This window comes from Paenibacillus sp. sptzw28 (genome assembly GCF_019550795.1).
GTDB lineage: Bacteria > Bacillota > Bacilli > Paenibacillales > Paenibacillaceae > Paenibacillus_Z.
In genome coordinates, this window is record NZ_CP080545.1 from 3,253,397 (window position 1) to 3,273,049 (window position 19,653).

General features: G+C 47.8%; 14 protein-coding genes and 2 pseudogenes. 3 read left to right on the forward strand and 13 right to left on the reverse strand.

The annotated features are described in order from the left end of the window. Positions 1-61 precede the first annotated feature (61 nt). The 3 genes from KZ483_RS28920 to KZ483_RS14560 all read right to left on the reverse strand — a co-directional run bounded on the left by KZ483_RS28920 (position 62) and on the right by KZ483_RS14560 (position 7,241). Positions 62-5,767 (reverse strand): rhamnogalacturonan lyase family protein, encoded by a 5,706-nt coding sequence (locus KZ483_RS28920; RefSeq protein WP_309568575.1) that lies wholly within the window; start codon positions 5,765-5,767, stop codon positions 62-64. A 439-nt stretch (positions 5,768-6,206) separates the two neighbouring features. Then, the gene (locus KZ483_RS14555) at positions 6,207-6,617 is read right to left on the reverse strand and encodes a TerB family tellurite resistance protein (protein WP_220348061.1); all 411 of its coding nucleotides are present in this window, start codon (positions 6,615-6,617) and stop codon (positions 6,207-6,209) included. 87 nt (positions 6,618-6,704) lie between these two features. Continuing rightward, entirely contained in the window at positions 6,705-7,241 is a 537-nt protein-coding gene (locus KZ483_RS14560) for a GNAT family N-acetyltransferase (protein ID WP_220348064.1), read from the reverse strand. Positions 7,242-7,360: 119 nt separating this feature from the next. On the opposite strand from KZ483_RS14560, the gene KZ483_RS14565 reads away from it, so the two are divergent. Beyond that, complete coding sequence (locus tag KZ483_RS14565; protein ID WP_220348066.1) at positions 7,361-9,034, forward strand: M20/M25/M40 family metallo-hydrolase; 1,674 nt, start codon at positions 7,361-7,363, stop codon at positions 9,032-9,034. 340 nt (positions 9,035-9,374) lie between these two features. Next, positions 9,375-10,076: a nucleotidyltransferase domain-containing protein gene (locus tag KZ483_RS14570; RefSeq protein ID WP_220348067.1), complete on the forward strand. Its 702-nt coding sequence runs from the start codon at positions 9,375-9,377 to the stop codon at positions 10,074-10,076. A gap of 303 nt (positions 10,077-10,379) precedes the next feature. Here the strand turns inward: KZ483_RS14570 and KZ483_RS14575 are convergent, their stop codons facing one another. The 9 genes and pseudogenes from KZ483_RS14575 to KZ483_RS14620 all read right to left on the reverse strand — a co-directional run bounded on the left by KZ483_RS14575 (position 10,380) and on the right by KZ483_RS14620 (position 18,071). Then, complete coding sequence (locus tag KZ483_RS14575; protein ID WP_258881255.1) at positions 10,380-11,537, reverse strand: sulfite reductase subunit alpha; 1,158 nt, start codon at positions 11,535-11,537, stop codon at positions 10,380-10,382. Between the two features lie 269 nt (positions 11,538-11,806). Continuing rightward, positions 11,807-11,980 carry a hypothetical protein gene (locus KZ483_RS14580; protein WP_220348070.1) on the reverse strand — a complete coding sequence of 58 codons (174 nt, stop codon included), beginning with the start codon at positions 11,978-11,980 and terminating at the stop codon, positions 11,807-11,809. Positions 11,981-11,985: 5 nt separating this feature from the next. Next, positions 11,986-12,588 (reverse strand): annotated as a pseudogene (locus tag KZ483_RS14590) (SDR family oxidoreductase). Positions 12,589-12,771: 183 nt separating this feature from the next. Next, on the reverse strand, positions 12,772-13,122 hold the full coding sequence (locus KZ483_RS14595) for a DUF4269 domain-containing protein (protein ID WP_258881256.1): 351 nt from the start codon (positions 13,120-13,122) through the stop codon (positions 12,772-12,774). Positions 13,123-13,398: 276 nt separating this feature from the next. Continuing rightward, positions 13,399-13,917: a GNAT family N-acetyltransferase gene (locus tag KZ483_RS14600; RefSeq protein ID WP_220353456.1), complete on the reverse strand. Its 519-nt coding sequence runs from the start codon at positions 13,915-13,917 to the stop codon at positions 13,399-13,401. Positions 13,918-14,312: 395 nt separating this feature from the next. Beyond that, entirely contained in the window at positions 14,313-15,056 is a 744-nt protein-coding gene (locus tag KZ483_RS14605; RefSeq protein WP_220348077.1) for a coiled-coil domain-containing protein, read from the reverse strand. 145 nt (positions 15,057-15,201) lie between these two features. Continuing rightward, complete coding sequence (locus tag KZ483_RS14610; RefSeq protein ID WP_220348078.1) at positions 15,202-17,022, reverse strand: bifunctional diguanylate cyclase/phosphohydrolase; 1,821 nt, start codon at positions 17,020-17,022, stop codon at positions 15,202-15,204. A 265-nt stretch (positions 17,023-17,287) separates the two neighbouring features. Next, positions 17,288-17,869 (reverse strand): DUF5317 domain-containing protein, encoded by a 582-nt coding sequence (locus tag KZ483_RS14615; protein ID WP_220348080.1) that lies wholly within the window; start codon positions 17,867-17,869, stop codon positions 17,288-17,290. A gap of 19 nt (positions 17,870-17,888) precedes the next feature. Then, on the reverse strand, positions 17,889-18,071 hold the full coding sequence (locus KZ483_RS14620) for a helix-turn-helix domain-containing protein (RefSeq protein WP_220348082.1): 183 nt from the start codon (positions 18,069-18,071) through the stop codon (positions 17,889-17,891). A 401-nt stretch (positions 18,072-18,472) separates the two neighbouring features. Between KZ483_RS14620 and KZ483_RS14625 the strand changes: the two genes are divergently transcribed. Next, the gene (locus KZ483_RS14625) at positions 18,473-19,060 is read left to right on the forward strand and encodes a kinase (protein WP_220353457.1); all 588 of its coding nucleotides are present in this window, start codon (positions 18,473-18,475) and stop codon (positions 19,058-19,060) included. A gap of 464 nt (positions 19,061-19,524) precedes the next feature. On the opposite strand, the pseudogene KZ483_RS14630 reads toward KZ483_RS14625, so the two are convergent. Then, positions 19,525-19,622 (reverse strand): annotated as a pseudogene (locus KZ483_RS14630) (ABC transporter permease); the annotation flags it as partial. Positions 19,623-19,653 lie beyond the last annotated feature (31 nt).

Genomic DNA, 19,653 nt, shown 5'->3' on the forward strand with positions numbered 1-19,653 from the left:
CGGCTATAAAGCTCGGCGAATCAATCCACCCGGGTTGGTTCGTACCCAAACGCGAAGCGGTTCACGGAGTCACGGCTACAGTATCCCGCGCACTGAAGAATCGACCGTCCTTCGTTAAGCCGGTTACGGTCATTGTCACATTGCCGGATTGTCCGGCGAGTGCTTTCCGAACCTTCTGGCCCTCGAACTTGACCATGGTATCCGGTATGCCGTCCGCGTCGTAATCGCCCAGGGTACTCGGCTCCGATTGCGCGCTGATCGACTTGCCGTTCAGATGCAATTGGACGGTAGCCACGTCGACAAGCTGCCCGTTCCCCGGAAGCTCGATATAAGCCGTAACGGCATTTTCGTTGCTGCTGGCGGACAGCTTCAAAGTATCTGGCTTCACATCCGCCTCTGCACTTATTTCCATCTGCGAAGCGGGTACGAGATAAATATTCGGCTTCGGTTGCGTCTTCATTCCGTCGCCCAGGTAGAAGCTCGGATGCGGCGGCTGATTATAGCCGACATTTTGCCAGGCGACGGCGAGGCGGTACTGCGGGTCGTGCATCAGCGTCCTGAACCGGTACCCCGTCACATCCGTCGTCGTATAGATGCGCAGCGCACTGCTGTCCTCCGTCCTCCATACCACTTCTTCCCGCCAATCTCCGAACAGATCGGCCTGAAGGTTGGGCGTGCCTTTCGTGTAATTATTCGAAAACGTTCCGGTTGCCGTCATCATCCGGACAAGCTTGCTGTTCTCATAATCCCATTTGTCGATTTTGCCGACTCCGACACCGGCACTCTGGTTAAAGCTATGGTCCAGCAATTCACGGAGCAGGTCGCCATCCCACCATATGCCGAAATTGACGGACGGGATGTTATCGGAAATTTTCGTCCCGTCTACCGAATACACACCCCCGGTCGTAGCGTCCCAGTTTGATGAGCCGACAGCCCACATCTCCGCGCCGGGATAGCGGGGGTCGATATCGGCGGCCATCCCCCGACCGACGTCATAATTCGTCGGGATTCCCCAGAGCTTCTCTCCCGTTTCGGCGTCTCGGAATTCGATGCCGGCCGGGCTCGGATAATGTTCATGGACATCGAACACTTCTAGCCCAGGCCGGTTCGGAGCGAAATCGCTCACATGAAGCGCGTCGCCATGACCGAGTCCGGTTTTGTAAAGCGGCTTGCCGTCGTCGTCGATCGTCATCGCGCCATAGATGATCTCGTCCTTGCCGTCAAAATCGACATCCGCTACGCTCAGCTGATGGTTCCCCTCGCCGACGAACTGTTCATACCCGTCATCGTTCGTATCGAAACGCCACAGCTTCGAAAGCTTGCTGTCACGGTAGTTGTAAGCGACGACAACCGTTCGGGTGTAATAACCGCGAGCCATAATCAGACTGGGCCGTTCGCCGTCCAGATAAGCCACGCCGGCGAGAAAGCGGTCTGCCCTATTGCCGTATCCGTCGCCCCAATCCGCTACATTGCCTCGCGGCGGATCATAGTCGGTCGTAACGAGCGCTTTTCCGGATTCCCCGTTAAAAATTGTCAAATATTCTGGACCCGCCAAAATATATCCGTTTGAATAGCGGAAGTCCGCATTGGCATCCCCAATGACTTGTCCTGCGCCGTCCACCGTTCCATCGGCAGTTTTTGCCGCAATTTCCGCTTTGCCGTCGCCGTCGAGATCGTATGCCATAAACTGGGTGTAATGCGCGCCGGCACGGATATTGCGCCCCATGTCGATGCGCCACAGATGCGTGCCATCGAGCTTATAGGCATCGAGATACACATTGCCCGTGTATCCGGAATGGGAATTATCGTGCGAATTGGACGGATCCCATTTCACGATCAGTTCGTACTTTCCATCGCCGTCCAGATCCGCCGTGCTGGCGTCATTGGCGCTGTACGTGTAGGGATCGCCGATCGGCGTTACGCCGCCCTCGGGCTTCTGCAGCGGGACGTCTAAGTAAGCGTTGTTCCACACAGAAGCACGCTCTCCTCTTGGCTGCTCAACCCCATCGATGACGGGACGAACCTCGTAATGCGAACCAATCGCCCCTTCCGCATCCACATAGTTCGTGCTGCCAACGATCGGAGTCCCGTTGATTTTCACTCCGTCGCGGTACAGGTTGAAGGAGATATCGTCCGGATCTGTACCGAGCATTCGCCAACTGATGTAGATGCGTTCGTCGGTCTTGACCGCAACAAGAGCGCGGTCGATATTCTCCATCTGCCGCTTCAACACGGTTACGGCAGGCGTGACCATCGTTTCGGACTGCCCGGAGACGCCGCCCGCGCTGACGGCGGCAACCCTATAATAGTACGGGATCGTCGTCAAAACGCCGGTGTCGGTAAACGACGTCTGCCGCGTCCGGCCAATCCATTCATAAACTCCGTTTTCCTTTTTGGTGCGATAGACGTTGTACGAGCCCGCCCCTTCCGACGCATTCCAACTAAAGGTTATGTCGTTTTTGTTGACGGCTCCGAGCGTAAGCTGCGTCGGTACAGGAGGAACCGGAACGTTCGGATCGATCATCGACACATCGAGCGGCATCGAAGGAACGGTTTCCGTTCCTGTCTTGTCGACAGCAGTCACCGTAAATGTATACCGGATGCCTACATCGACCGTCGTATCGGTATAGGCATTCGTGTTCACGCTTCCGATCATTTGGTCCCCGGACTTGCCCTCCTCTTGGCGGTATACGTTGTATAGAACCGCATCGTCGACAGCCTTCCACGATATCGCCACGGATGGAGAAATGGAATCCAGCTCGAGCCGGTCTATTTTCAATTCGGACGGAGCCAGCATGATCGGCGTAATCTCCAGCCCGTTCACGATGCCTGTCGAGCCGCTGAAGACGAAGTTCATCTGCCCGTCCTTGACGGAGATTGGCGAGATGACCCGCTCTGTGTAGCTTTTGCTCGGCGAGGTGACGGTTCCGTAGCTTTTCCCTTCGACGGCAACGTCCGTCCGGGCACTGCCGATCATATCGCCGACATACACCTTCGACGCATACAGTCCGTTCGGCAGATCGACCTTGAACTCCCAGCGGGCATTAAAGTAGCCGAGCCAGTCGCGTATCAGGTCGTTGCCGGTGCCGCGGTCGCGGCCGATCATGTTGGTTGAATCCGCAATGCCGTATCCCTTCTGCGGCGTATACACCGTGGACAGATTGACTTCGGTATAGCCTGCAGCGACCGGGGATCCAGCGGGACCGATATCGTATTTATACAATGCTCGTTTCGTCCCGATCGTCACTGCATCAGACGGCTCCGATTCGCCCCTTCCGTTGACCGCAACAACACGGGCCAGGTAAGTGCGTCCTTCCTCCATGCCGCCGATGTTGGCAAAAGGTACGGTGGAGGTGGCGACAATTGCATAGTCGTTATCCGTCGCTAGCTTTCGGTATATTTTGTAAATGTCGGCTCCGGCTGTCTCGTCCCAAGTCAGCGTGGCTCCCGCATTGCTGACGTTGCTCGCGATAAGCCCTGTCGGTTTGGCCGGTACTTCCGCCGGCGGCTCGATGTCGGTCACATAGGCGGCAAGCGGCAGATCAAGCTGCCTAATTCCGCCCGATAATAGACGCGCGAGCTGAATCGCGCCGTACTCCTGGAAGTGCGTATTGTCTGCGGCGCCGTTCGGGAACGCCTGATACATGCCCGCCGGCACATGCATGAATACAGAGAGCGTGCCTTCGGGTCCGATCGAATCATAGTATGCGACGCTAAGTGAGCTCAGATCGACCAACGCCACGTCAAGTTCCGCGGCCAACTCCTTCATCTTCGCCACGTACTCGGGGAAGCTCACGTTGAATTTGCCGGTTTCGCTATTGTAGCTGCGGCGTCCCACCGGAGTGACCAGAATCGGCGTCGCTCCGCGCTGACGCGTCCCGTTGACGTACGTCCGCAAATATTCCTTATAATCGGCAGGCGAAGCGTACCGTTCGGGTATGCTGATCGTTGCGTCGTTATGGCCGAACTGAATCAGGAAGTAGTCGCCTGGCCGGATCACCCGCAAAATATTGTCCAATCGCCCTTCGAAAATGAACGACTTGGAGCTTCTGCCGCCGATCGCCCGATTATCGAACATGACGTCGGTTGTGAAGAAGCGCTGAATCATTTGCCCCCAACCGGCTTGCGGCCGCCAGTAAGGGTCATACGTCTGAACGGTGGAGTCCCCGGCAATATAGGCCGTCGGCTTTACGCCCGTCGTCCTGGCCGGCAGCTTTGCGATGACAAGCGCGTTCAGCTTCGGAGCGGCCCCAGTAAAGGACAAGTTCAATTGGCCGTCCACCAACGCGATATCGAACGAGCGCTCTATATACTGTCCTGCAGGTACGGCCGTGGTCTGCACCTTTTGAATCGATTCCGCCACAATGCCGACATCTGTCGCTTCCAGCGCGTCCCCGGCAATGACCGTTACCGAATAATCGCCTGCGGGCAAATCAATCAGAAGTGAAGTGCCCCCTGGTGTAACGAAGTCCGAGCGAAGCGCGTCGTCCGTCCCCCTGTCAACCGATCCTACCTTCGACGGATCGACAAAACCGTATTTCCAGTCCGGCCCGTATTCCGTATCGGAACTGACCCGGATATATCCGTCCTGCAGCGCCCCAGGCCCGAAATCCATCCGGACCGGCATCGCGTCGGGCAACGGTGTAGGGGGCTTATAGACAGCGCTTTGGGCAATATTCGATCCCTCGGAATATCCCGCCTCGTTCGTAGACTTCACCTGATAGTACCAGACGGAAGACGTGTCCGTTTGGTCCGAATATGAAGTGGCCTGAGCGGCGCCAATCTCCGCGAACGGCCCGTCTAACGAAGCCGACCGAAATACCGCATACCCGTCGGCGTCCTCGGATGCCGTCCACCGCAGCTCCACCGATCGCGACGTAACGGAAGTTACCTCCAGATTCGTCGGCGCTTTCGGCGGGATGGCCACCAGCGTTACGGTCGCCGTTGCGGATGGACTCGGAGCAGACTCCATGCCGCCCGCATTCAATGCTGTTACATAATACGTGTAGCTGCTCCCCGCCAGGACAGCCGTATCCGTATAGTTGACATCTGGGGTTTGCGCAAGCTTAAAATATGTCCCGGTTTCACCGATCGAGCGATACAGATTGTAGTAAACCGCATCCGTCACACTCGACCATTGCAAAACGACGCCCTCCCGCGATGCCGACAAAACCGAGAGCGTCGCCGGAGCGGCTGGAGGCGTCGGCACAGCCTCCCGGACGATCAGTCCGTTCAAATATCCGCCTACGCCGGCGCCGGTCACGTATACGGTCAACTGACCGTCTTGAACAACCGTGCGGTACGTAGCGCTGGCGGTCGCCTGCCGGGCGGAGATCGTTCCCGCCTCCCGGCCCTCTAGGGAAATCGTCGTCTTCGTCGTAGACGTTCCGACCAAACGGTCGCCGGAATATACCGTAACGTCGTATTCACCGTTTGGAATATCCGCCATGAACGTAAAGCCCATCCCCAGCACAAAGTCGGCCTCCATGTCGTCCTCAGACGTTGCCGCATCTCCGCGGTCTCTGGAAGCTATCGTCCTGTCCAGACCGTACCCGAGTGTTTGCGAGTACAGCAGCTGGTCGTGAACTTGATTGAATCCTTCCGAAACGGGACTCGCCGGTGTGCCGAAGTCGAATTGTTTTATGACCGGTTCGCCGGTTTCGGGGGCTATGGCGACATCCATTGCGCCTACCGGGGGTATGCTGATAAACATCATCGCGAAGATTAGCAGAGCGGCAACCCATTTGCGAACGATTACCGAATACATAAGCGATAACCTCCTCCTCTTATTTGAGTGATGAAAAACGTAGTCTCCTTTCTATGAAAGTGCTTACATTTTAGATTATAAGAATGAGTCAGGGAAAAACCTATGTAATAAACCGTTTTTTTTGTTCACAAAACAGACCAACATCTAGATATTTAGTCTTGATGCAATTATTACTGCTTCTCTTTGATTCAAAAGTAGTTCTGATGCAGCAAGTTTAGGATGATTCAACCAGAACTCTCTTATTTTATCCGGTTTGCCCTTCCACTTTATAACACTGTCAACTATGAAGGGATACTACCATTTACGCGGATTCTTAAGCATATATGTTCTTGTCCCCCGACATCGATTGACAAGACCAAGCGTTGCAGGCCGTGACCCGGCTTCAGAAACGCAGCGAAGGCCGCGGTTACCGCGGCCTCTGCATGAGCGTCTTTCCCAATTATGAAGGGTCCAGAATAAGACTCATCCCCTCGATTTTAAGCTTATCCATTCGGATGACCCAGTTTCGGAAAGTCTCATAGGTCGCATCCGAGAAACCGAACAGCTGCTTGATGTCCTTAACGATCTGTTTCTCATCGTCGTTGTAATCGCCGTCGACAAATATCAGTAGAAGGATTTCGGCGAAAAAGATATTCTTCACCTGCTGGTCCTTCAGATCTCCGATAATTTCCGACAGGTCGCTCTTCGGACTGTACAACATATCCGTCTCCTGCAAATCCATTTCGTTTACAAAGGAGCGAATATACCCGCGTTCTTTCCAATTAACGAATCCGTCGGTGCTTGCCACGAAATTTGCCAGCTTCAAAAATTTAAGTTTATGTTCCTTCGACTGCAGAAAATGCAAAAACAAAGCCGCCAGCTCCCCTGTTTCAAAATAATAACCGCCCTTATGTTCGACGCCAAGAGAGGTTTCTCCTACATATACGAATGAATTTTATTATTGTTTCCAGTTTAATACTTTGTCCGGATCCGCAAGAAGCCTCCCGTAGTATTTTTTCGCCCGGAAGTTGTGAATTTCTTCGCAAGCTTTCTCCATTTTCCCCATAATCGTTTCCTGAGGTATTTCCGTCGGCGCCCAGTACAGGATGTACATCGAAAATGGTCTGCCCTCATCGTCTTCGCGCACGTACCGGATTTGGTCGGCTTTCCTGAACCCGTTCTTTTCGTAAAACGCCAGTCTTCTCCGCGTATCTTCGTTATCCGGATCGCTGGGCTCGGCTTCGAGAAGGATCATTTTCCCCCGCTTCTTCAACCGATCGAGCACTTTCGTTCCCATTCCTTTGCCCCGTGAATTGGAGATGACCAGCAAATAATCGATGAACAGAAAGGTTGGAAAATCGGCATAGAGGATGATGTAATCGTCGGTCTCTTCGATATGGTATACGTCTTTCTCTTCGATCAAGTCCTTTAACTGGTTGGGGTCTTTCATTTCGTGCTCGGGAAAATAATCATTCAGCTTTTCATACCAATCCATTTATCGGTACCCTCCTGCTTGCGCGAACGCTGTATTGGTTAATTTTTCCCCAAATGGTGTACAATTATGTCGGAGCCCCCAGAAATCACAGTGAACGATGGAAAAGGAGCGCATGTGCCATGCTGCAGTGCCGGGATGACGTTTTATTTTATACGAAAATGCTGGTCCGGATCAAAAGCATCGTCAATACAAGCGGCGAGAAAGAAATCGCCCAGACGCTCTATTCCCTGATCGCGTCGCTGCCGTATTTTCAACAAAACCCGTCGTTTCTAACGAACGCTTCCACGATCGATGACGAGGTCGAACGATACAATGTAATGGCTTTTGTGAAAGGAACCAAAGAAGCAAGCGGCAGAACCGTTATCCTCATGGGCCATATCGATACGGTCGGAATTGACGATTACAACCAGCTTGAGTCTGTGGCATGCGAGCCTGACCAGCTGCGGGAAGCGATGCTGCAGGAAGAACTCCCCGAAGAAATCCGAAAGCATGTGGAATCGGAGGATTGGCTCTTCGGCCGCGGAGCGCTCGATATGAAAAGCGGTATTGCCGGACATTTCTACCTGCTTAAGCACTACGCCGAGCATCCCGAAGAATTGACAGGCAATTTGGTATTCCTTGCGGAATGCGATGAAGAAGACCGTTCGCACGGCATTTTGTCTGCGCTCAAGCAGCTCAAGGCGTGGAAAGATCAACATCAGTTCGACTATATTGCGGCTATCAATGCGGATTTTGTGGCGCCCCGGTACCCCGGGGATCCGAACCGTTACATATACAAAGGCACGGTCGGCAAACTGCTGCCCGCCTTCTACATTACGGGAGCGGAAACCCATGTCGGCGCCTGCTTCGAAGGGCTGGATCCGAACTTTCTTGCCGCCGAATTGACCAGACAGCTCAGTTATAACCCGGAGCTTTGCAACTCGGCTCAAGGTGAGATCACCGTGCCGCCGGTATCGCTCAAGCAAACGGATTTCAAGCCGGCCTACAGTGTGCAGACGGCTCTCAGCGCTTATGTCTACTACAACATGCTCGTTTATACCTGGACGCCGAAAGAAGTGCTGGAGAAATTAAAGCGCCAAGCGGAAATCGCCTTCGACAACGCATTGTCGGCTTTCGGGCAGCGGTACCGCGAATACTGCCGGCTGAGTGGAGAGCCTCCAAGCGGCATTCCTTGGCGAACCAGGGTATTCACCTACGAAGAAATGAACAAGCTTCTTCTTAGCGAACACGGGCAGCATTTTGCCCAGCACATGGCACAATTCAAACAGCAGCTTCTGCTGCTCGATCGTTCACTGGATTTGCGGATGTACGCGGCAAGGGTCGTGGAAGAAGCGTGGAAGTGGATGAAGGATAAAAGTCCGGCGATGATCCTGTTTTTCGCTTCGCTTTACTCCCCGCGCGTGGAATTGACCGGAAAGAATCGAAAGGAACAACGGCTGATCGAGGCCGTAGACGGAGCGGTTGCCGAGATTCGGCATCAGTATGAGCATCCGATTCAGGTTAAGCCGTTTTTCCCTTACATCTCAGACATGAGCTTTGTCAGCCTCAGCGATGATGAGGAAGCGATCCAAACTGAAACGGCCAACAACCCTGCCTGGAAGAGCAAGCTTCATGTGGATTATCAGGATATCCGCGACCTCGATGTGCCGGTCATCAACATCGGTCCTTACGGACATGACGCACACAAAAAGTACGAACGGATGGAAATCACCTATTCCCTGTCCATCGTCCCTAATTTGACAAATCTGGTGATTCGGCGGCTGCTGGCGCCTTTGGGGAGCGATGATCTCTGATGCTAAGAAAACAGAGGCCGAGGATACGCCTTAATAACTTTAATGGGCTTCTGTTAAGTTCTTTTGACATATAGAAAAAAATTTCCCCCAATATCTGTTAAGTTCTTTATTTTTCTACACAAAAAAAACCTGCCGTTTCGACAGGTCTAATAATCGGTAAATGTGCAGCGCCAATAAAATGGAGCGCCTGATTTCTGTTAAAGAAGTATCAAGATTTGTCTTCCTCAATAGGTTGTTCCCACTTAATATTTTACCACTTTTTTCCGGTTTAAATAAGGCTGTTTTTGTTTTGAAATTACCGTTATCATAACAACGCAATCAATCCAATGGGGGTGCAGCAATGGATATTCGGTATGAGCCCATTATGGAATACGTTGTTAAACAGTTTTCTGAGCATCTTGGTTCTAGGCTGAAATCAATCTATGTAAAGGGTTCAATTGCAAGAGGGGATGCCATTTGGGGTATATCAGATATGGATCTTGTTCTTGCGTTTGACACACCAACTCAAGAAGATACTCTTATAAAAAACCGAGTAGAAGCCACGATTAGGAACATGCCAGGTGGCGATGCATTGGTTATACAGCGGATTGCTGATGATCGACTGGAACATATGGATTCGAACACGAGAGCATATTGGCTCTATTCAAGTTGGTTTGACTCGCAGGTTTTGTACGGTGAACACCCTACAAGTTTTCTTCCATCACCCCCAAAATGTCAAGAAATTGCAATAGCCATATTATCAATATTGAGTGAGGAAGGAAAAGACACAGATGCTCTGACATTCCTTGATGCAAAAGGCACGCGCTTAGTATCGAAACGGATTCTACAATCAATGGCAATGTTGCTTGTTTACAACGGGGTTGCAGCATATGTCCCCTTGTTACAAATTCAAAACTATACTTTCCCACCAGAAATACAACCACATATTCCAATTGTTATTGATGCTTTTATCAACCCACAGGAGAAAATCGATCCTATCAAATTAATTAACGCATGGAATACGACGTGGCAGCATATTAACAATCAAATTTTCAACAAATAATTTTTTCCAGTTTGGGTATCGTTTCATATTAGCCATGGGCATGTGGTAGTACCAGCGAAGCTCACACTTAAAAAATTTCTTCTGTCCTGATTCATACAACGGAGAAGAGATAGGTTCTTGTCCATTTCGGTTAAGGATATAAGTTCTTGTCCTCGACTTTGGACAAGAACTTATATCCATAAAATAAGAAAACCGCGATTTACGCGGTATCTAATGCATATAGGTTCTTGTCCTCTGACAGGGCATGTTTAATGTGGAAAGAATGCCACTCTTTTTGCGTGTTGCCGGTAACACCTATTCATTTTAATACACATCTCGTTGATAACGTCCTTGAGCTTGTATATCATTGAGATAAGCTTCCGCTGCTTCGCGGCTCATCGCACCTTCTTTTTCAATAACTTCGATAAGCGCGTTGTGGACATCTTTCGCCATATATTGCTTATCTCCGCAAACATAGAAGCAAGCTCCGTTTTCCAGCCATTCAAACAATTCCTTGCTGTTTTCAAGCATTTTATGCTGCACATAAACTTTTTGTGCCCTATCACGGGAGAACGCAGATTCTATTCTTGTCAAGACCCCATCTTTTTTATACTGTTCCAACTCGTTCTGATAAAGAAAATCCGATGCCGCATGCTGGTCTCCAAAAAATAGCCATGCTCTGCCCGTTGCTTTAGTTACCGCACGTTCCTGGATAAAGGATCGGAATGGTGCAATGCCTGTCCCCGGACCAACCATAATAATATCTGTATCTTGAGACGCCGGCAAATGGAAGTGTTTATTAGGTTGAATAAATACGGGAAGCGTGTCTCCTTCTTGAAGACGTTCGGCAACTAAAACCGAACAAACGCCTTTACGTTCACGTCCGTGAGCCGTGAAGCGCACAGCACCGATGGTTAGATGCACTTCCTCGGGATTAGCGGCAATGCTGCTTGCAATTGAATAGAGACGCGGCGTCAATTTTCTTAATAGAGACACCATCTCTTGGGCAGAAGCGTTCCATGGCCCGAAATCGCGCAGCATATCAATCAAGTCACGCCCGTAGATATATTCTTTCAGTTGGTTTGCATTTTCATTTAATAAAAGCTTGTTCAACTCTTCATTCTCGGTAAATTCTACCGCTTGCTGTAAAATCTTTTTCGATAGCAGTGTAATTTCAAAGTAGGTTGTCAGCGCTTCTTTTAACCGAAGTGTATCGCCTTCCTTATTAATTGTTACTAACGTTTCTTCGTCCCATTTCATTTCCTCAAGCAGAGAAGCCACCAGTTCCGGATCATTCTTGGGGATAATACCAAGAGCATCTCCTGGGACGTAGGAAAGGCTTGATTCTTTTAACGATAACTCGAGATGTCTTGTTTCTTTATTGGAGTCAGCGCCATTTAAATTTACATTTTTAAGAACCTTCGCGTGAAATGGATTTTTCCTTGAGAATGTTGTTGCCGTCTGATTTTCTGTAATTAGCATATTCTTCCTCCCAAAATACTTGGATAACACAGGGCTAGAAAAGTTTCTTGATGTATTATGCACCTCCGGAACCTTGCCTCCCATCATCTTATCCAACGGATTGATCAAATAATCTCTGGTCCCGCCCGAACGTATGTGCCCCAAAATAATCCCTTTGCGCCTGCAGCTTAATTGGCCGGCAGCCTTTCCGTTCGATAGCTGTCATAATGCGCTGTAGCAGAAGCCAAAGCAGGAACTGGAATCCCTTGTTGTCATTTCGCCCGCTAAAGTTAACTCTTGGTTTGAGCGAGCAATTTATTAACGGTTTTGCTCATCTGATTTAACATAAACTGAGGTGCAACACGACTCATGAGCTTTAGCGCACTGCTCTGGCCCGGCAGGATCTCAAAGCGATCCTTTTCCAAACCCTTGATTGCGTACCTAACCATCTTACCGGCATTCATTGGCTTTACGCCTTTGATCTCATACCATCAAGAGCTTTAATTATAGGGGTCTGAATAGTTGGAGGCGCCAATTCAAACACTTTAATATTAGTATTTTTTAGCTGAATTCGCAATGATTGTGTAAAAGAATGAATACCGGCTTTCGTCGCACATTATACCGGCAATACCGGATAAGGAACAAATGCTAGTGCGGATGAGACATTCATAATCGCAGAGGATTTCTTCGCCTTTAAATGCGATAAGAATTGGTTCACCATACGGATCGAACCGCTGAGGTTAATTTCAATCTCGCTACTGATATCGTCTAAATCAACCTCTTTGGTATGAAAGTTCAATTTACGCATAATCCCAGCGTTATTGATCAGAAAATTCAGTTCTGGAAATTGACTGGTTACATTTTCAAAAAGGTCGGAAATGGCCTTTGGATCGCTTACATCACACTGAAATGTGTAAACGTATGGAAGTTTCTTTTTTGCTAGATCCAGCTTGGACTGATCCCGCCCGGTAATAATTACGGTGTTCCCAAGCTGAACGAGCTGAGCAGCAAGCTCGAATCCAATCCCTGATGTTCCACCCGTTATAAGAATTGTGTTGGAATCCATTTTCATAAAATTAATCCTTTCTCTATAAGTGATTTATATAGTGGCTTTGTATGCTTTATTGTGCAACAAGATTTCCAAAGATCGTAAGGTTCTTGCAAATACCCAAATCCCATGCAAAGTATTATGCAAGCTTATTGCCAAAACTAAAGAATCTCATCGAGCATGTCTTACTTCATTCGTTTCAATCCATTAATAATAAAAGCTTCTCCAATAATGCATCAGATTCAATCCCCCTCCAATAATCATGTGCATAAATGCATTTTGTTTTTCAACTGCATTGGGCTGGGCAAACAGTTCGAACTCGAACCCTCCAAACCGAAAGTTTGATGTGATTGTTGGAGTATTTCTGACGGTTAACTCCGTCAAAATAAACCCTTCTAGATTTCCATACAAAGACTTAACTTTATCCTTAAAAGGTTCGAAGTTATTAACTTCCATAATAATGTCTAGATCGGAACCCTGAATGTCAATCGAGATTGGGTTTGTCCCACATAGGGTAGGATTATATTCAGCCAGGTCATTGAGGATGTTTAATGCCATGATTATATTGTAGGCACGACGCTGAATTTCGTTCCCTGATTGCAAATATGATATGGTATTTAAGATAAAACTCCCTCCTGACGTGTTAGTTCCTATCATCCGTTTAAGATAGCATTTCAGTCGTATTTATTAAAGAATTCTGCCAGTTAATTCAATGATTAAAGCAGACTGCCGATGCAATCTGCTTCATTCCACTATCGTGCCCTGTTAGCTTAGCCATTCAGCGAATTCTCACTTATCCTTCAGACGGCTATGACTATCCTATAAATTCCCCGTTCACGTTGTCTTGGTGAGATCCATGCACCAGCTATTGCATCGCATGATGTACCCCGGTGGGTACTCGAAGGCGCACTCGCCAATGAACAAGAAGTCGAGCTTCCTGCAAATTGCGTTTGACGCAGGATTGTCGACGGACGGGAATGCATGAATGTACCTGTGTTTTTGCTCTGTGCTGGCACTTACGAGGGCAGCTGCGGTAGCTGCAGCCGCTATGCCTCTGCCCTGGAAGAGTGGCAAGACGCCCCAGCCGATCTCGTATATTGTCTCATCCTGCCAGATGCGTTCCCAGTACCCAATGTTACCGACCGCTTCGAGTTCAGGGAGCAGGACGATGCTGAACATACGACCAGTCCCCTTCCTGCCGATCTCAAGGTACCGATTGTGGCGTGCGATGATCTGTTCCTCGCTCTCCGGACCTCCCAGGTGTTCTAGCATCTCCGGTGCATTCAGGCGGTAAAGTAGAGCAAGGTCGGCATCTGCCCATGGCTCAATCCGTACGTTAATTCGATTTCCTATGGAATCGAATCATCTTGTGTTCATATCCAAAAAAGAACATATGTTCCGATTAATTTTAGCACCAATTCCTCGATGTGTCATTAAGAAGGTGAACTATTCTGCCCGAAATGACAATTCCTTAATGCTGACGAGCTATTGGACTGTTGGAGAGCCGGATGTCCTCACAATTCCGGCCATGGATATAGGTTCTTGTCCTCGACTGTGGACAAGAACTTATATCCATAAAATAAGAAAAACCGCGATTTACGCGGTATCTATGCATATATGTTCTTGTCCTTTGAGCAAATCTAGAAGCCGCTATTGCTCCCAATACAGAATCTTAGCTTGTTGCGCTCACGATTGCAAAATACTCCAAAGCGGTCTCCTCTGTATTATAAAAATAAATGAAAAATAGATCATTGTATAATAGCATTGTACTGCTCATCGGTCAGAATTCGCCGGGCCGTCAGATATCTGGGTGCAAAATTCAGATCCTGCTCTTTCTGCGAATTGCTCGCGATTGTTACAGTTTCTTTAGCTTTATTGGCAAGCAGCGTCTTCTGCTGCTGTTGGATGGTTTCATAGTTCTGTTTGACTTCCGCCAGCTCCTGCTGCAACAACGTTTCCTTCCCCGCAATAAGCTTTTTATCTTCTTTATTGCGCTCCAACATCTCTTTATCGAAGCCAATGATTTGGTCCAAATACTGCCAGCGGTTGAGAAAATCTGAGAAACTGGTGGAATGCATCAAGACATCCAAGAAACTGACATTACCGTCCTTATAGATAACCTGCAATTTATTCATCAACATTTGGTCCCGCTGTTTTACACGAGAATCCGCATCTTGTAAGTCCTGAGCGGTCTGTGTCAAATCGGCTTCTTCTTTCTGAATGTTGGATTGAAGCGACTGTGTCTGATTGGTCACATCGTTGATGTGATTATTTAGATCATCTAATTTAGCGTTCGCAGCTAGGACATCCTTTTGAATCACATTGATTTGATTCATGGAATCCGATATTTTATGCTGCGATGCTTTCTTTTCCTGTTGAACTTCCTGCAGCTCGTGCTCCACATCGGACAGCTCCGAACCGGCATAGACAAGAACCGGGGTGGACACCAAAACGATCAGGACAGGCAGAACGAACAAAGTCAGTCGACGCATGTGTTTCTCCTTAATATACAGAGGTCAAATCACCTCAAATTCTACATTGCCGGAACAGTGGCGAGGCAAATCCATGATTCGATGCAATGGAGTGCTACTGTTCGGTAGCATTAAATCGGCGGGACTTCACGGCATTAGGCGAAGCTCATCCGGTTGGAGCCATCTTATTTTCCATATAACGGATAAACTGGGCGGCGAGCTCAGGATCGAATTGGGAGCCGGCACAGTTTCTGATTTCCTGCAAGGCATCGGCAAACGATTTCGTTGCCTGATAAGGGCGTTCCGTCGTCATCGCATCGAAGGAGTCAATTATACAAAGCATGCGGGCCAGAAGCGGAATTTCTTCTCCTTTGTAGCCGTACGGATAACCTTTCCCGTCGTAACGTTCGTGATGCAGCTCGACAAGCGGTACGAGATCTTTGTATTTACCGTTCACAAGCACAATCTCTTTACCCCACAACACGTGCTTTTTGACAATTTCCCATTCCTCGCTCGTTAGCTTGCTTTTCTTGTTCAAGATATCCCTTGGAATTTCGAGCTTTCCAATATCGTGTATCAATGCCCCCAGCACCAGCAGGCGTCGATTCGCATCATTAAGCTTCAACACATCAGCCATATCAACCGCATAGGAATATACTCTTTTCGAATGTTTGAAGGTGTACACGTCTTTGGACAAAAAGATTTTAAGCTGTTGTTCCAGTTCTTTAATGTCGTCTTCAAGGCGTTGAGGCAATCGGCTCTCTTCCCCGTAGATCAGGACCATATTTTTGCCTTTCGATTTCGCCGCGTATACCGCACGGTCTGCCCAATCGATTAGCTGAGACTTATCATGCATCTCCTTTCTAAGTTCAATGATACCTGCAGAATATGACAAACAGCCATGCGGAAATATTTCCACGCCGTCGAAAGGGCTGTCGTTGATTTTCTTTCGAAGTCCGTCAATAAAAGCCTTCGATTGCTCCTGCGTAAATCCGGGCATAATGATCGCAAATTCTTCACCGCCAAAGCGCGCGGCAATGAAATTTTTCGACTCACACTCCGACTTGACAAGCTCTCCGAAAAAACCGAGAAGCCGGTCTCCCTGAAGATGCCCAAACGTGTCGTTATATTTTTTGAAGTCGTCTAAATCTATCATCGCAAGGGATAAAGGGGATTCCTGCTTTTTTGCAACCTTTATAGCTTCATCCAGCTTTTCCTCAAAACAGCTGTGGCTGTATAAACCGGTGCGCTGGTCCGTATTTGCTTTCTCACTTACTGAATTATACATTTTAAATAATTGTTGAAAGGCATGGGACAGCAGTATACCGATAGCCAAGAACAGAAACAAACCCAATGAACCATTCTGAGCCATAAGGATGACAAGAACGACAGATAAAAGTAACGTACTCAGATAAGCGAAGAGAATATCTCTCATGATATTCTTTAAGAACTTAAATACTGATCCTTTATAAAGAATTAGATAATAACAACCAAACAAGATGACATTCAACGTAAAATATGCAGCTAAAGCTACTAAATACGCATACATGTAATTAATATTGAAAGGACCAGTTTCTCCACCTAAAAGGTGAAATGTTAACCCTGCTCCGTTTATCATAAAAGTATACATAGAAAAATTAAGGATGTGTTTCCACCACTTTGTATTCCGGGCATAAATCATGAAAACTACTGAACTGAGTAACAAAACAAATAAGGCAACACCCCCTCCGTATAGAAACAGTGCAGCCAAATAGACGGAAGAATCCATTGACTGTCCGTTCCCTTCCGGGGATAGAGCAAAAATAAAATGGCTTAAAAGGAGTACGGCTCCAACCATCGAATAAATAATAACCCATTGTGTCATTGAATAAGAATTTATGGACAAGTTGCCCGTTGCCGCAAAGAGGAGCATCCCCGCAAAGGATTTCAATAACAAATACAAGTTACCGGGCTGACGAAAGCCAGCAAGTTTTTGAGTGAGCCTCATTGTTTCCTCAGACCCTCCGACACGTGCAAATAAAAAACGGGGAACAGGATAACCTGTTCCCCCTTATCATACACGATTTTAGATTCATATGTAAGAACAAAGTCCTACTGATTCAGGTGATGGCATCCTAAATGTATCTAAAACCGGAAGTGAGAGCAACAATAACGGAAGCGACGATCACAGCATTTACCAAAATACGGGTAATTTTAATTCCTTCAACTTTTTTCATTTTAATCATTCTCCTTTATAAAATTTAATATTTATATTATTTTGCATTAACAACGGATGAATTTGTTCTGAAAGCCATCATCACAGACTGCAGATAGACGAAAATTCCGAAGTTCATGATGACATCCCCTACGCTGATTACCTGGGTCCTAGGATATGGAGCGGATAGTGGAATAATGTCCCCGAGAAAAGGTAATCTTGTCGCTGCAGTTAATGCCGCATGCTTGGAGTCGGTCGTTCCGTTCTGAAGCATCTCGACGTAATGGTGACCGAGCACGGAAGCGGCGTCGATCGATACCGGCATCCGTCCGCCGTTCACAAGCATGACGAGGAAGTTGAGTCCAACACCGGCGAAGATCCACCAGAACCCTTTCTCCTTGCGGTTTAGCCAGAGTACATAGAGCCCGGCGGCGTAAACCGCCATGAACATATAACCGCTGAATGACTTTATGTAAGGAATACGATCCCCGATCAGCACGATAATCAATTGTATCCCGAGCAAGATCGGAAACAGTATGCCTCCTTTTATGCTTATTTGCGAAAGTGCCGTCAAGCCGCTGCGCCATCCTGCACGAATGAATCCGACAATTAGACCGATAACGATTCCATCATAGACCATCTAAGCAGTTCCCTTCTCATTAGCCGGAATTAACCGCCCTGTTTGCGCCAGGCTTCGGCTGGTTCCTCACCAGGATGTAAGTCTTGCCGAATTTCCGGCAGATTACCTTTCCTTCGCGGCACAACCTTTTTACATGGTCTTGATGCACCCCCCAAAGTTTGGACGCCTCTTCGGTCGACATTATTTTATCGAGCGGATTCATGCTTCCCCCCCTTTTTAGAAAAGAGAGGCGGTAGGTTTCATCAAAATCTCTTAGAATATTTCATCCTTTGACTCCATAATAGCTTGTCCGACACCGGACGTCAACAATTTCTTTTTTGGTAGTCGTAAGCGCTATCTTGCTTCACCTTAACGCCCCTGCTTCCCGCTTCATGTTTTCAAACAACTCGTTCGCCCCTCGAATTGCTGTAGTTCAAAGCTATTTGGTTGTGCTTGTTCGATTCCGAATTCCCTTTGGTAAAAAATAACATACCCTGGTGACCTCATAATACGAACTGGCAGGATAGTTTAATAGCCACAGCTCAATCCAATTGCTATAATTGGAAATGTTGGGGTAAGGAGATGGTGGTTTTGGACTCTTCTCTTGAAGAAGAAAACAGTCAAATGGACACGGTCATGAATAAGATCATAAATTCAAAAAAAGAAGAGAGACTCATTTTGGGAATAGATGGTTTAAGTCGTTCTGGGAAGACAACTTTTACTGATGATCTACGAAAAAGGCTAAAACAGCTACAGCTAAACTTTATTACGATCCACATAGATGATCATATCGTAAATCGTAAGAAAAGATATGCTACTGGTCATGAAGAATGGTACGAGTACTATACTTTACAATGGGACATTCACTATTTGCGGGATTATTTATTTGCTAAAATACGCAAGCAAAATGAATTACAACTGCTTTTTTATAACAGCGAACTCGATGAGCAAGTTACGAGAACCGCTTTAATACCAGATGAGTGTATTGTTTTGATAGAGGGTGTTTTCCTTCAACGACAAGAGTGGCGAGAATTTTTTGATTACATAATTTATCTCGATTGCCCTAAAAATATGCGCTTCTCTCGTGAAGCAGAAAGTACTCGTAAGGACATCCAAAAATTCAACAATAGGTACTGGAAAGCGGAAGATTACTACATGGAAACGGTAAATCCTTTAGCTAAAGCCAATTTAGTTATTAGTACAGGGCTTTAACCTGTCATAACGCATGCGGATTGCGGGTAAAGTAATCAAATCAAGAACAATTTCCTTTGGAACCCACCTGCACTCGGTCGTTTCATCAGAAGTAGCTAACTCTCCACCACAGCTTTGCACACGAATTCAAATATGACCTTCGTAGGAACATCAGTCACAGAGTCATACCGCTTAGGATATTTCCATTCCCACCTTCTACATTTCCGCCTGCCGATACAATATGTGTCGGAAACGCCATTTCACGACCTCCTAATACGGTAAGGTTGTATATTTATTCCATTTGTTTCATGTACTTTCCTGCCTAGCATCTGGCGGACGTTCAAAATCTTGACGAGCACGATCCCAGGCGCGGCGCTCACGCTCGTTCTTCGGGTCACTCCCGATCTATGCCTCCCGCAGCCGCTTCTCTTAATGTTCCTCGACGTAATCCAGAACGAACGCGTCGCGAACGGCGGTGTCCTATTTCACACCCGCTTTTTATACACCCTCATCGCAAAAAATACGCTGCAAGCAGAATCCCAACACACCACGCAAGAGCGATCCAAATATCATTGCCCACCGGCCTGCCAACAAAAAAAACGAACACCCGATTT